Here is a 13224-nt window from a genome sequence, read left to right as displayed (position 1 = left end):
TGATCTGCTCGCTCTTGCATGTGCTCGGCGCCGAAAGCAAAGGCACCCCGACCCTCCCCTTCGCGCTGACGCGCGAAAGGCAGGGGGCAAGGCAGCGTTCTCGATCCGCCCGGCCCACCGAGCGAGCCGCTTGGCCCCCTCCCTTGCGAAGCAGGGGAGGGATGGGGAGGGGTTGCTGTTGATCTGCTCGTTCTTGCATGTGCTCGGCGCCGAAAGCAAAAGCACCCCTCCCAGACCCTCCCCTTCGCGCTGACGCGCGAAGGGGAGGGAGCAAGGCAGCGTTCTCGATGTGCCGGTCCACCGAGCGAGCCGCTTGGCCCCCTCCCTTGCGAAGCAGGGGAGGGATGGGGAGGGGTTGCTGTTGATCTGCTCGCTCTTGCATGTGCTGCGCGCCGAAAGCAAAGGCACCCCTCACCGACCCTCCCCTTCGCGCTGACGCGCGAAAGGCAGGGGGCAAGGCAGCGTTCTCGATGTGCCCGGCCCACCGAGCGAGCCGCTTGGCCCCCTCCCTTGCGAAGCAGGGGAGGGATGGGGAGGGGTTGCTGTTGATCTGCTCGCTCTTGCATGTGCTGCGCGCCGAAAGCAAAAGCACCCCTCCCAGACCCTCCCCTTCGCGCTGAGGCGCGAAAGGCAGGGGCAAGGCAGCGTTCTCGATGTGCCCGGCCCATCGAGCGAGCGTCACCTGCCCCAGGCGTCCTCGACGCTGCCCACCACCTCGTCCGAAAATTTCCTCTTCAGGATCGCGGCCTGCGGCCGTCAAAGACACCATGGACAAGCTCAGCCTCATTGGTGGAATCCTCGCCCTGTGCGCGCTGCTGCTGGGCAGCGTGCTCAAGGGCGCGGGGATCGAAGCCCTGTGGTCGCCGGCCGCGTTCGTCATCGTCGTGGTCGGCACCTTCGCCGCGATCATGCTCCAGACCCACATGAGCACCTTCATGCTGGCCTGGAAGATCGCCCGGTGGGTGTTCATGCCCCCGTCCCAGGACCGCGCCGGCGTGCTGGCCAAGATCGTCGAGTGGTCCAACACCGCACGCAAGCAGGGCCTTTTGGGGTTGGAAGCGCAGGTCAAGGACCAGGACGATGAATTCATCAAGAAGGGCCTGCAGATGGTGGTCGACGGGATCGAGCCGGACGCGATCCGCAACGTCCTGGAAACCGACATGCACCACCAGCAGACCCGCGACACCGCCGCGGCCAAGGTGTTCGAGGGCATGGGCATCTATGCGCCGACCCTGGGCATCATCGGCGCGGTACTGGGCCTGATCGCGGTGATGAAGAACCTGGCCGACCCGTCCAAGTTGGGCCACGGCATCGCCGGCGCGTTCACCGCCACCATTTACGGCATTGGCCTGGCCAACCTGCTGTTCCTGCCGATGGCCAGCAAGCTCAAGGCGCTGATCGCCGAGCAGAACGAATCGCGCGAGATGATCCTGGAAGGCCTGATCGCCATTGCCCAGGGCGAGAACCCGCGCAACATCGAGTCGCGCCTGTCCGTCTACGTGCAGCACTGAACCGTTCAAGGGACCTGAGGCGATCATGGCGCGCAAGCACCAGCACGAAGAACACGCCAACCACGAAGCCTGGGCCATCCCCTATGGCGATCTGGTAACGCTGCTGCTGGCGCTGTTCGTGGTGATGTACGCCATTTCCTCGGTCAATGAAGGCAAGTTCCGCGCGGTGTCCGATGCGCTCAACGCCGAGTTCGGCGGGCCGCCGCGTTCGGTCTCGCCGCTGCAGCTGGGCAAGCACCAGCTGCTGGGGTCCTCCTTCGATCGGCCCTCGCTGGCCACCGCCGCCGCACGCATCGGGCCGGCCCCGGCCAGCGAGCTGATGCAGTCCAGGGCCCGCCAGGCACTGGACATGCCGCGCTACGGCAAGAGCACCGCCGGCCGGCTGCCCACCGACATCGACGGTCCGGGCGGCGGCAAGGACACCTCCGAAGGCCAGCTGATCGCGCTGGGCGAAGACCTGCAGGCCGTGCTCTCTGACCTGGTGCAGAAGAAACTGGTCACCGTGCGCCGCGGCGCCAACTACCTGGAAGTGGAAATCCAGAGCGACATCCTGTTCGCCAGCGGCGTGGCCAGGGCCAACCCGGCGGCCACCAACATCGTGCGCCAGCTGGCCGAGGTCCTGCGCAAGGTGCCCAACGCGGTGCGCGTGGAGGGCTACACCGACAACCAGCCCATCGCCACCGTGCAATACCCTTCCAACTGGGAACTGTCGGCCGCGCGCGCGGCCAGCGTGGTCCACGTGCTCGCCGACCAGGGCGTGCCCGCTTCGCGCCTGGCCGTGGTCGGCTACGGCGAACACCAGCCGATCGCCGACAACGCCACCGCGGCCGGACGCAATGCCAACCGCCGGGTGATGCTGGTGATCCTGGCCACCCCGCAAGGCGCGCCACAGGGACCGGACGCCATCATCAAGCCCCCGCCGGTGATCGCTCAGGCGCCTGCACCGGCCGCGTCGACCGCGGCCGGTGCCGCCGACCCTGCGCCGGCCACTGCCGCACCTGCGATGATCGGCGCGGGCACGCATGCACCTGCCACAGGGGGCAACTGACATGCAGATCTGGGCAATCGCCAATCAGAAGGGCGGGGTGGGCAAGACCACCAGTACGCTGTGCCTGGCACGCGGGCTGGCTGAATCCGCCCGGCAGGTCCTGCTGGTCGACTTGGACCCACATGCCTCGATGACGCGCGCCTTCAACGTGCCGCGCCATCCGGTGCCCCTCGGCACACACGAACTGTTCTCGGCCGACGCACCGTCGCTGGACGCCCTGGCCCGGACCACGCCCATCGATGGCCTGCGCCTGCTGGCCGCCCAACCGGGACTGGCCACGCTGGAACGCCGCAGCGCGACCCAGCCTGGCCTGGGCATGGCCCTGCAGCGCGCACTGGCCAGCGTCACCCACCTGTATGACTACGCGCTGCTGGACTGCCCACCCACCCTGAGCCTGCTGATGGTCAACGCGCTGGCCGCGGCCGACCGCCTGGTGGTGCCGACCCAGACCGACCCGCTGGCCCTGCACGGCCTGGCCGACATGCTGCACACCGCCGAGATGGTGGAGACCTCGCGCCGCCGTCCACTGGCGCGCTTCGTGCTGCCCACGCTGTTCGACCGGCGCACCGCCCTGGGCCAGCAGAGCCTGGAGCTGCTGCACGGCCTGTACGCCGGACGGGTATGGCCCGATGCGGTGCCGATGGATGCGCGCCTGCGCGACGCCCGGGCCATCGCCGCCAACGCACCGCTGACCGGCGCCGGTGCCGAAGCCTACCGGCAGGCACTGGCCTGGCTGCTGGCTCAGCCGCCGGCGACCTCGCCGCAGAGCCAGGCCGCATGAGCAGCCCGCCCAACCAAGACCCGCTGGCGAACTACCTGGACGCGCTGCTGGACGGCGCGTCGCGCGAACCTTCGCGTGCCGAGGAAGACCCGGTCACCGGCCTGCCCAACCGCAACGCGCTGCTGACGGCCCTGGACGCGCGGCGCATGTCCAGCGAACCCACCACGGTGGCCTTGCTGGGCCTGGACAACTTCCGCTCGATCATCGTGACCCTGGGCCACGGCACCGCCGACACGGTGCTGCAGGTGGTGGCCGCGCGGCTGATGGCGCGTCTGCCCGATGACGTCTTCCTCGCCCGCCTGGAGGGCGACGAGTTCGCCATGGCCTTTCCCAGCGCGCGCCAGAAGACCATCGAGGCGATGCTCAATGCACTGCTGCTGGACCTGGCCCAGCCATGCGAGGTCGATCTGCACCGGGTGCACCTGGATGCGTGCATCGGCATGGCGCTGGACCATGACGAGACAGCGGACAGCAGCGACAGCCCCGGCGCCGACGAAGTACCCGCGGTCGATGTCTCGCCCGAGGTTCCCGATGCGCTGGAACTGGTCACCCGCGCGCAGCTGGCCATGCATCACGCCAAGCGCAGCCGCGGCCGTTCGCTGCGCCGGTTCGAACCGGGCATGCGCACCGAGGCCATCGACCGGCGCAGGCTGGACCTGGAACTGCGCCGGGCCGAACGCGACGGCGAGTTCGAGCTGCACTACCAGCCGCAGATCGAACTCAAGTCCGGTCGCGTAGCCGGTGCCGAGGCGCTGCTGCGCTGGCGCCATCCCGAGCGTGGCCTGCTGATGCCGGCCGCGTTCCTGGATGCGCTGGCCATCAGCGGCATCGCCACCACGGTGGGCTGGTGGATCCTGGAACAGGCCTGCAGGGACGCCACCACCTGGCCACTGGTCGATGGCCGGCCGCTGGCGGTGAGCGTCAACCTGTTTCCGGCCCAGTTCGACCACGAGGACTTCCTGCACGAGGTCGACACCGCCCTGGCCAACAGCGGCCTGGCCCCGGCCCGGCTGGAGCTGGAACTGACCGAAACCATCGCCCTGCGCAACGACGGCAGCGCCGGCGCCACCCTGCAGGCCCTGCGTCGTCGCGGCGTGCGCGTGGCCTACGATGATTTCGGCACCGGCTACGCGTCGCTGTCGATGCTGCATCACCTGGCCGTGGACCGGGTCAAGATCGACCGCGGCTTCGTGCGCGATGTGATGCAGGACCGCGGCGATGCAGCGATCGTGCGCTCGATCCTGCTGATCGCGCGCAACTTCGACCTGCAGGTCACAGCCGAAGGCGTCGAGTCGACCGTACAGGCCGAGTTCCTGCGTGCGCTGGGCTGCAACGAGGTGCAGGGCTACCTGTATTCGCCCGCGCTGCCGGCGCCGGAATTCGACCAGTGGCTGGCCAACTACCAGCAGGCCCGCCAGTTGCCCGGCGGCCGGCTCGGGTAGTCTTCGCGGATGAGCGCCTCCGGCCATCCGACCCCATCGCCCCCTGCGCTGCCCACCCGCCAACGGCTGGCCGTGCAGGAAGCCGAACGCGCCCGTATCGCCCGTGACCTGCATGACGAGCTCGGCCAGCTGCTGACCGCGCTGCGCCTGAGCGCCAGCGCGCTGGCGCAGACCCTGCAGGACCCGGCCCAGCAGGACCTGGCCTGCGATGTGCTGGCCCTGGCGCAGGACGCGCTGGAACGCATTCGCCGGCTGGCCCGCGGGCTGCATCCGCCGCAGCTGGACAGCTTCGGCCTGGTCGCCGCGCTGCAGGCGCTGTGCGAGGATCTGAGCCGGCGCGGGCCGGCCCGGCTGCAACTCACTCTGGCCACCCCGGTACCGCGGGCAGCAGCCGAGGTGGAACTGGCCGCCTACCGCATCGCCCAGGAAGCAATCAGCAACGCCTTGCGCCACGGCCAGGCCACGCACGTGCGCCTGCACCTGTCCGTGGAAGCCAGCCTGCTGCAGCTGCAGATTGACGACGATGGTCGCGGCCACGACATCGACGCGGCGCCCGGCTTCGGCCGCCTGGCCATGCGCGAGCGCGCCACCGCGCTGGGCGGTACCCTGCAGGAAACCGCTGCCGCCACCGGCACCTGCCTCATCGCCCGGCTGCCACTGCACGCCTGAACGCGCGTCTTGGGTGCGCGACAGTCCATGTGTACGGCAACCGCGTTGCTATCATCCGTGCCCGAAGGCACCACACCATCAGGAGAGACCGTGCACATCGTCGTGGCAGGCCAACATCAGGAAGACGCCGCGACCCTGCGCGCCGAGCTGGCCGAACAGGGCCTGGACTGGCAGGTCACCTGGCTGCCGCTGGACGATGGCCCCACGCCGCTGGACGCCCTGCAGGCGCCGGACGCGCTGGTGTGCTTTTCGGCCGACGGCTGGAACCGCTGCAGCCTGTTGCTCAATCACGCCCGCGAGCACCATCCACTGGCCGCGCGGTTTGTGCTGATGGACGGCCAGCGCGACGAGGAGGTCATGCATGCGCTGGACGTGGTCCATCGCGTGCTGCCCGAACCGCTGGATGGTGCGGCGGTGATCGAGGCGATCGAGAGCATGGCTGCGCTGCGCGACCTGCTCGACGATGCCGGCCTGAAGCAGGCCATCGAGCGCGCCGGACCGCTGCCGGCTGCGCCCAGGCAGTACCTCACCCTGACCCGCATGCTGCGCGATCCGGCGACCCAGGCCGGCGACGTGGTGGCGGTGGTCTCGCAGGACCCGGCGCTGGCCGCGCGGGTGCTGCGCCTGAGCAACTCGGCCTATTACTCCGGCGGCCGCGAGATCAGCGACCTGCGCACGGCGGTCATCCGCCTGGGCCAGGACGCGCTGCGCCAGCTGGTACTGGCCAGTGAAGTGTTTTCCTCCGGTCCCGGCGCCGACGTGGTGCGCGAGCGCGCGATGAGCATCTCGCGCCTGAGCGCGCAGCTGCTGCCCGGCGCCAGCGCCGGCCTGGCCGGCACCGCCGGGCTGCTCTCGCAAGTGGGGCTGCTGTTGCCGCCGATGCAGGTCCAGCAGGGCGGCACCGCCGTGATCCTGCCGCAGGGCATCGCCGGTGCCTATCTGCTGGGCCTGTGGGGCCTGCCGACGCCGATCGTCGAAGCGGTCGCCTTCCACCAGCAGCCGGCGCAGTCGGGCACCGTGTTCTGGGTCACCGGCGCGGTCCATGTGGCCGCGGCCCTGGTCGAAGGCCACGAACCGGACACCGACTACCTGCGGCGCGTCGGCCGCCTGGATCAGCTGCCGCGCTGGCGTGCGCTGGCCGATGCCCAGCTGGAACCGGTGGCCAGCCCGGGCTGAGCGCACCGCCGCGCCGGTGGCCGGCCCTTGAAGAAATGAAAAAGCCGCCGTCCGGTCCGCAGCTGCGGACCGGGCGGCGGCTTTTCGTGCCGGACTTAGTGCGCCGGCACGGACGGCGTCGGGGCCACGGATGCTTGCGGCTCGGGCGCAGCCGCCTTGTCCAGCATCGCCCTGACCGAGCCGGTGGTGATCGGGTGATAGCCCGGCTCGGCCCTGGCGAAGACCTCCCTGGCGAAGGCCAGGCCCTCGGGGGTTTTCACCAGCTCGGCATAGATCGGCAGGATCAGCTTGCGCCGGCCCACGCGCTGGATGAACTCACCGGCGGCCGGCCAGGCGTCCCTGTCGCCGCTGCGGATGGCCAGTGGATACCAGCGCATGGCGATCTCGCCGTTGGGCGTGCCGGTGAAGTGGTAGGTGGCATCGAGCTGTTTGAGCTTGTCCAGCGGCTGGGTCTCGCCCAGGCCCTCGATGAAGTGCACCCACTGCTGGGTCACCCACTGCTCGGTGACCTGGCTGGACGGCAGCGTGCCGCTGCCCAGCCAGGCGATGCGCGCGGTATCCACCAGGGCAAAGCCACGCGACTGCGCGCGCGGCGCCGAGGGCGGGATGCCGGGCTGGTCGAGCCAGGCGTCCAGTTCCTGCGCGGTGACCGCGTTGGGATTGCGGGGCAGCAGGTTGTTCTTCAGGTCATCGACGAACGCATCGGTGGTCACGCTCGTGAACGCATGGTCGTCGAACCACTTGCGCAGGAACGGATCGAACAGCTCGCGGCCGAAGCGCTGTTCCAGGAACTGCAGGAACCAGGCGCCCTTGACGTAGGCCACCTCGCTCAGCGCATCGTCCGGGTCGGCACCGCCCAGCGGCGGCATGCGCAGCAGCTGGCGCTCGGGCGGCAGCGCCTTCAGCTCGTTGGCCGCCAAGTCGGCCTGGTCGATCTGGCGCTCCATCTCGGCCATCTCCTGGCCGTACAGCGCCTCGGTGATGCGCGCCTGGACGTAGGTGGTGAAGCCTTCGTTGAGCCAGATGTCCTTCCAGCTGGCATTGGTCACCAGGTTGCCCGACCAGCTGTGCGCCAGTTCGTGGGCCACCAGCGACACCAGCGACCTGTCGCCGACGATCACGGTCGGGGTGGCGAAGGTCAGGGTCGGGTTCTCCATGCCGCCGAACGGGAACGAGGGCGGCAGCACCAGGATGTCGTAGCGGCCCCAGCGATACGGGCCGTACAGCTGCTCGGTGGTGGTGATCATCTTCTCGGTGTCGACGAACTCGGCTGCGGCCCTGTCGGCCATGGCCGGTTCGGCCCACACCCCGGCGCGGTCGGACAGCGGGCGGAACACCAGATCGCCGGCGGCGATGGCCAGCAGGTAGGACGGGATCGGCTTGTTCTGCACGAAATGGTAGTCGCCATCGCGCACCGAGGCCGGGTCGTTGCCCGCGCTCATCAGCACCATCAGGTCCGGGCGGCTGGTGACGCGGGCGGTGTAGGTGAAGCGCACCCCCGGGGTGTCCTGCAGCGGCACCCAGCTGCGCGCGTGGATGGCCTGGGACTGGCTGAACATGAAGGGCAACTGCTTGCCTTCGGTCATCGATGGCGCCAGCCACTGCAGGCCGGAGGCTTCCGGCGTGGTGTGATAGCTGATGCGCACGATCGGGTTGCGCTGCGGCGCCTGCACGGTCAGCTTGCTGCCCAGCACCTGGTCGGCGTCGGCCAGTGCGTATTGCAGCGGGGCGAAGGTCTTGCCGGCCGCATCGCCACCTTCGACCTTCTCGATGGTCAGCGCGCGGGTATCCAGCACCAGCGTGGTGGCCGCAGGGTCCTTCCAGTCCAGCCGATAGGTGGCCGTGCCACCGATCTGCCTGCTGTCGAAATCCACCTTGACGTCCAGTGCCAGGTCCTTGATGACCACCTGGTCGGGCTGTGCGTAGGAACTTTCATCGTGGCGACGGTCGGGCGTGTTCACTGCGGCAGGCTTGGCGGCGGTGGCGGGCGTGTGGTCGGGTTCGGGGGACTTCGAGCAGCCGGCCACCAGCACGGCGGCGGTGGACAGGCTCAACAACATGGCACGCATCAGGCAAGGTCCTGCAACGGAAGAAGAAGCCAAGTCTAGAACGCGCCACGCATTTGTAGGCCGCATCGCTGGGATTTTGCCCCTCTCCCCCCGCAAGCGGGGCGAGAAGGCACGGCTTGCGCGCCACTGGCGCGCGTGCCTTGTGGAGCGCCCGCGCCGCTGGCGCGGGCCGGGGTGCGAAGCAGAGGGTCAGGGTGAGGGGGATAGGGATGACGGTCATGCTGACGACGACACATCAACGTTCCGAAGCCGGCTGCGGTTTGCTGGGCTTCAAGCAAAAGCCCCCCTCACCCCAGCCCCCTCTCCCCCCGCAAGCGGGGGAGAGGGGGCCGAGCACATCGAGCAGACAGTTACTCCCACGAAGGCGAAGCCTCATCGACCTGCTCAGGCCTGGCGGCAGACGTCCACCCAGGAGGCATCGATCAGTTCGGCCATCCACCCCGGCGCGATCCTCACCGCGCTGTTGGTCGCTCCCGCGGCGGGGATGACCACATCGAAGCACCGCAGCGACACATCGCAGTACACCGGCAGCGGCGTAGCCAGCCCGAACGGGCAGACGCCGCCGACCGGATGCCCGGTCAGGGCCAGGACCCGCTCGGGGTCCAGCATCCGGGTCTTGCCGCCGAAGGCGGCCTTCATCTTGGCGTTGTCCATGCGCGCATCGCCACGGGCCACGACCAGGAAAGCCTCGCCATCCTGCTTGCAGAACGCCAGGGTCTTGGCGATCTGTCCCGGCGCCACCCCGTGCCGGGCGGCGGCCTCGGCCACCGTCGCGGTGGAACCGTCGGTCACCACGATCTCCAGGTCCGGCGCATGGGCGGCCAGGAAAGCGCGCACCGACGCAAGGCTCATCGCCGCGCTCAGGCCTTGTAGCCGTCGTGGATGGCGACGATGCCGGCCGACAGGTTGGTGTAGCGCACGCGGGCGAACCCGGCCGCGGCCATCATCGCCTTGAGCTGTTCCTGCGGGGGGTGCTTGCGGATCGACTCGGCCAGGTACTGGTAGCTGTCGGCATCGCCTGCAAACAGCTTGCCCAGCCTGGGCAGGACCTTGAACGAGTGGAAGTCGTAGACCGGCTTGAACCACTCCGGGGTGACCTCGGAAAACTCCAGCACCCGCGCCTGTCCGCCGACCTTGAGCACGCGGTACATCTCGCCCAGGGCGGCGTCCTTGTCGGTGACGTTGCGCAGGCCAAAGGCAATCGTCACCAAGTCGAAGCTGTTGTCCGGGAACGGCAACGCCTCGGCGTTGAGCTGCACGTACTCCATGCCCGCCACCAGACCGCGGTCGGTCATGCGGTCGCGGCCGACGGTGAGCATGCCGGCATTGATGTCGCCCAGCACGATGCTGCCGGTCTTGCCGACCCGCTCCCTGAGCAGCGCGGCGATGTCGCCGGTGCCGCCGGCCAGGTCCAGCACCCGGTCGCCCGGCTTGACCTGCGCGGTGGCGGTGAAGTAGCGCTTCCAGAGGCGATGAATCCCCAGGCTCATCAGGTCATTCATCAGGTCGTACTTGCCGGCCACCGAGGTGAAGACCTGGCCGACCAGCTTCTGCTTGTCGCGCGCGGCGACGTCGCGGAAGCCGAAATGGGTGGTGCCCGAGGTGTAGGGGGATTCGCTCATGGGTCGATTATCGCATCGCTCACCTGTCGTGGGCGTCAGGAATGCAAGAATCGCGGCCCCGGGACCTTCCCCCCCTGCACAGCATCGTGGCCGACAAGTACGCCCCACGCCAATGGTTGCCGCACGAACGCCCGATGCTGCCGGGGTCGGCCTCCACCCCGCTGCATCGGCCCCTGCGCCGGGTCCAGTACGCCATCGTCGGCACGGTGGTGGCCCTCACCGGCGGCCTGGGCAATGCGCTGATCACCGCCAATCTGCAGTACCTGCAAGGCCCGCTGGGGGCCTATGCCTACGAGATGGCGTGGCTGCCGGCCGCCTACGTGATGACCAACCTGTCGGCCAACCTGGTCCTGGTCAAGTTCCGCCAACAGTTCGGGCTGCGCCACTTCACCGAGATCTTCCTGTCCCTGTACGCGTTGATCGCGCTGGGCCACATCTTCGTCAACGACCTGTCCTCGGCCATCGCGGTGCGCGCCGCGCATGGTTTCGCCGGGGCGGCACTGAGTTCGCTGGGGCTCTACTACATGATCCAGGCGTTTCCGGCCAGGCATCGCCTGCGCGCGGTGGTGATCGGATTGGGGATGGGCCAGTTGCCGCTGCCGCTGGCGCGGGTATTCACCACCGAACTTCTGGAGTTGGGCGAATGGCGCGGCCTGTACCTGTTCGAGCTGGGCCTGGCGGTGGTCGCCCTCGCATGCGTAATCGCGCTCAAGCTGCCCCCGAGCGACCGCATCCGCACCTTCGAAAAACGCGACGCGGCCACCATCGTGCTGTTCGGCGGCGGTGCGGCCGGGCTGGCCGCGGTGCTGTCGCTGGGGCGCTACCTGTGGTGGACCAGCACGCCATGGCTGGGCGTGACCCTGGCCTGTTCCATCGTGCTGATCGCCGCGGCCCTGTGGCTCGAGCACCACCGCGCCAACCCCATGATCAACACCCGCTGGCTGGCCAGTGGCGACATGCTGCGACTGGGCCTGACCCTGCTGCTGATCCGGATCGTGCTGTCCGAGCAGAGCACCGGCGCCCTGGGCTTCCTGCAGGCCCTGGGGCTGAGCAACGACCAGATGCATACCCTGTTCCTGGTCATGCTGTTTGGCTGCATTCTTGGCGTGGGACTGAGCGCGCTGCTGATCCGCCGCGAGCATGTTGCTTACCACCTGATCGCCGCGGTGGCCGCGATTGCCGTGGGGGCGTTCATGGATGCCGGCTCCACCAGCCTGACCCGCCCGGCGCAGATGTACCTGAGCCAGTTCCTGCTGGCCTTCGGCAGCGTCTTCTTCCTGGCCCCGGCGATGATCAGCGGGATCGGCGCGGTGGTGGCCCAGCCGGGCAACCTGATCAGCTTCGTGGTGCTCTTCGGCATGGCCCAGAACCTGGGCGGCCTGGTCGGCAGTGCCTTCCTTGGCACCTTGCAGGTGGTGCGCGAGAAATACCACTCCAGCGTCCTCAACGAGCACCTGACGTTGCTCGACCCGCAGGTGGCCGCGCGGGTCCAGGCCTACGCCGGCGCCTATGCGCACACGGTGGGCGACCCGGCGGCGCGGCAGGCGCTGGCCCTGCGCCAGCTGGGCGCGGCGGCCACGCGCGAGGCCAACGTGCTGGCCTACAACGACGTGTTCCTGGTCATCGGCTGGATCGCGCTGGCCACGCTGGCCTGGAACGGTGCCCTGATCGCCTGGCGGCGCTGGCATCCGCCGGCGCCGCCGCCAGCCAATCCGGCACCGGCCAGCACCCCGGCCCTGCCGATTCCCTCCGACGCCGCTTCCGGACACCCATGAGCACACCTGCCGCCGATCCTGCCCCGGTCCCCTCACCCGAAGCCGAGCAGGCCGCACGCGCGCGCCGCCGGCGGCGGCGGCGCATCGTCGGCTACGTCGCCTTCATCGTGGTGGTGTTGCTGGGGGTGGCGCTGGTGCTCTATGCCTGGCGCCTGCCGCCCTTCACCAGCACCCTCCAGACCACCGAGAACGCCATGGTGCGTGGCCAGGTCACCCTGATCGCACCGCAGGTCAGCGGCTACGTCACCCAGGTGCCGGTCCAGGATTTCCAGCACGTGCGCGCCGGCCAGCTGCTGGCCCAGATCGACGACCGCATCTATTACCAGCAGCTCGAACAGGCCCAGGCCCAACTGCAGAGCGCGCAGGCCAACCTGGACAACTGGGTCCAGCAGAAGGCCAGCGCCGAAGCCAGCGTCGCCGAAAGCCGGGCCGGGGTGGCCAGCAGCGCCGCCCAGCGCGACAACGCCCGCGTCAGCCTGCGCCGCATCGAGGCCCTGACCGCGCAGCAGATGCTGTCCAGGCAGGACCGCGACACCGCCTTCGCCACCGATGCCCAGGCCCGCGCCAGCCTGGCCCAGGCCCAGGCCGCGCTCAACGCCGCCGAACAGGGCGTACGCAGCGTGACCGTCAATCGGGCCACCCTGGAGGCGGCCGTAGCCAATGCCCGTGCGGCCGTGCGCCTGGCCCGGATCAACTTCGACAACACCCGCATCGTGGCCCCGCGTGCCGGCCAACTGGGCCAGGTCTCGGTCCACCAGGGCGCCTATGTCACCAACGGCACCCAGCTGATGGCCATCGTGCCCGACGTGCTGTGGGTGGTGGCCAACATGAAGGAAACCCAGATGGCCCAGGTGCGGCTGGGCCAGCCGGTGTCCTTCAGCGTCGATGCCCTGGGCGGCGCGCGCCTGCACGGCCATGTCCAGGAGATCTCGCCAGCCACCGGTTCGGAATTCAGCGTGCTGCCCGCCGACAACGCCACCGGCAACTTCGTCAAGATCGCCCAGCGCATCCCGGTGCGCATCAGCATCGACCCGGGCCAGCAACCGGCCACGCGCCTGCGCCCGGGTATGTCGGTGGTGGTGGGCATCGACACGGCCGCCCGGCGCTGACATCACACCCGGCGCGGCATGA

Annotated in this window: 11 protein-coding genes; 8 read left to right on the top strand and 3 right to left on the bottom strand. The window is 69.3% G+C overall.

The window, feature by feature from the left end; translation table 11 throughout:
- Positions 1-767: 767 nt before the first annotated feature.
- From D9R12_RS09815 to D9R12_RS09790, 6 genes are all read left to right on the top strand, one after another.
- Entirely contained in the window at positions 768-1511 is a 744-nt protein-coding gene (locus tag D9R12_RS09815; protein WP_122230121.1) for a flagellar motor protein, read from the top strand.
- Positions 1512-1536: 25 nt separating this feature from the next.
- Positions 1537-2559: a flagellar motor protein MotD gene (motD, locus tag D9R12_RS09810; RefSeq protein WP_122230119.1), complete on the top strand. Its 1023-nt coding sequence runs from the start codon at positions 1537-1539 to the stop codon at positions 2557-2559.
- Position 2560: 1 nt separating this feature from the next.
- Positions 2561-3340: a ParA family protein gene (locus D9R12_RS09805; protein ID WP_122230117.1), complete on the top strand. Its 780-nt coding sequence runs from the start codon at positions 2561-2563 to the stop codon at positions 3338-3340.
- Positions 3337-4782: a putative bifunctional diguanylate cyclase/phosphodiesterase gene (locus D9R12_RS09800; RefSeq protein WP_122230115.1), complete on the top strand. Its 1446-nt coding sequence runs from the start codon at positions 3337-3339 to the stop codon at positions 4780-4782. Before D9R12_RS09805 ends, D9R12_RS09800 begins: the two co-directional genes overlap by 4 nt.
- A gap of 9 nt (positions 4783-4791) precedes the next feature.
- Positions 4792-5451 carry a sensor histidine kinase gene (locus D9R12_RS09795; protein WP_014159438.1) on the top strand — a complete coding sequence of 220 codons (660 nt, stop codon included), beginning with the start codon at positions 4792-4794 and terminating at the stop codon, positions 5449-5451.
- A 90-nt stretch (positions 5452-5541) separates the two neighbouring features.
- Entirely contained in the window at positions 5542-6627 is a 1086-nt protein-coding gene (locus D9R12_RS09790; protein ID WP_170159220.1) for an HDOD domain-containing protein, read from the top strand.
- Between the two features lie 95 nt (positions 6628-6722).
- Here the strand turns inward: D9R12_RS09790 and D9R12_RS09785 are convergent, their stop codons facing one another.
- The 3 genes from D9R12_RS09785 to ubiE form a co-directional block, all read right to left on the bottom strand.
- On the bottom strand, positions 6723-8696 hold the full coding sequence (locus D9R12_RS09785) for a M1 family metallopeptidase (RefSeq protein ID WP_122230111.1): 1974 nt from the start codon (positions 8694-8696) through the stop codon (positions 6723-6725).
- A 384-nt stretch (positions 8697-9080) separates the two neighbouring features.
- Positions 9081-9548, bottom strand: coding sequence for a YbaK/EbsC family protein (locus D9R12_RS09780; RefSeq protein WP_122230109.1), 468 nt, complete (start codon positions 9546-9548; stop codon positions 9081-9083).
- Between the two features lie 8 nt (positions 9549-9556).
- Entirely contained in the window at positions 9557-10318 is a 762-nt protein-coding gene (ubiE, locus tag D9R12_RS09775; protein ID WP_122230107.1) for a bifunctional demethylmenaquinone methyltransferase/2-methoxy-6-polyprenyl-1,4-benzoquinol methylase UbiE, read from the bottom strand.
- Positions 10319-10404: 86 nt separating this feature from the next.
- Between ubiE and D9R12_RS09770 the strand changes: the two genes are divergently transcribed.
- Positions 10405-12093 carry an MFS transporter gene (locus tag D9R12_RS09770; protein WP_122230105.1) on the top strand — a complete coding sequence of 563 codons (1689 nt, stop codon included), beginning with the start codon at positions 10405-10407 and terminating at the stop codon, positions 12091-12093.
- Positions 12090-13202, top strand: a complete 1113-nt coding sequence (locus D9R12_RS09765) for an HlyD family secretion protein (protein WP_122230103.1) — start codon at positions 12090-12092, stop codon at positions 13200-13202. The genes D9R12_RS09770 and D9R12_RS09765 overlap by 4 nt, the downstream gene beginning before the upstream one ends.
- Positions 13203-13224 lie beyond the last annotated feature (22 nt).

This window comes from Pseudoxanthomonas spadix, assembly GCF_003703395.1.
In the GTDB taxonomy this organism is placed as follows: Bacteria; Pseudomonadota; Gammaproteobacteria; order Xanthomonadales; family Xanthomonadaceae; genus Pseudoxanthomonas_A; species Pseudoxanthomonas_A spadix.
This window is presented reverse-complemented; position numbering and strand designations above follow the sequence as displayed.

Coding starts and splice junctions, on each gene's coding strand:
- D9R12_RS09785 (WP_122230111.1), bottom strand. CDS start 8,696: ATGCGTGCCATGTTGTTGAGCCTGTCCACCGCCGCCGTGCTGGTGGCC.
- ubiE (WP_122230107.1), bottom strand. CDS start 10,318: ATGAGCGAATCCCCCTACACCTCGGGCACCACCCATTTCGGCTTCCGC.
- D9R12_RS09800 (WP_122230115.1), top strand. CDS start 3,337: ATGAGCAGCCCGCCCAACCAAGACCCGCTGGCGAACTACCTGGACGCG.
- motD (WP_122230119.1), top strand. CDS start 1,537: ATGGCGCGCAAGCACCAGCACGAAGAACACGCCAACCACGAAGCCTGG.
- D9R12_RS09805 (WP_122230117.1), top strand. CDS start 2,561: ATGCAGATCTGGGCAATCGCCAATCAGAAGGGCGGGGTGGGCAAGACC.
- D9R12_RS09815 (WP_122230121.1), top strand. CDS start 768: ATGGACAAGCTCAGCCTCATTGGTGGAATCCTCGCCCTGTGCGCGCTG.
- D9R12_RS09780 (WP_122230109.1), bottom strand. CDS start 9,548: ATGAGCCTTGCGTCGGTGCGCGCTTTCCTGGCCGCCCATGCGCCGGAC.
- D9R12_RS09765 (WP_122230103.1), top strand. CDS start 12,090: ATGAGCACACCTGCCGCCGATCCTGCCCCGGTCCCCTCACCCGAAGCC.
- D9R12_RS09795 (WP_014159438.1), top strand. CDS start 4,792: ATGAGCGCCTCCGGCCATCCGACCCCATCGCCCCCTGCGCTGCCCACC.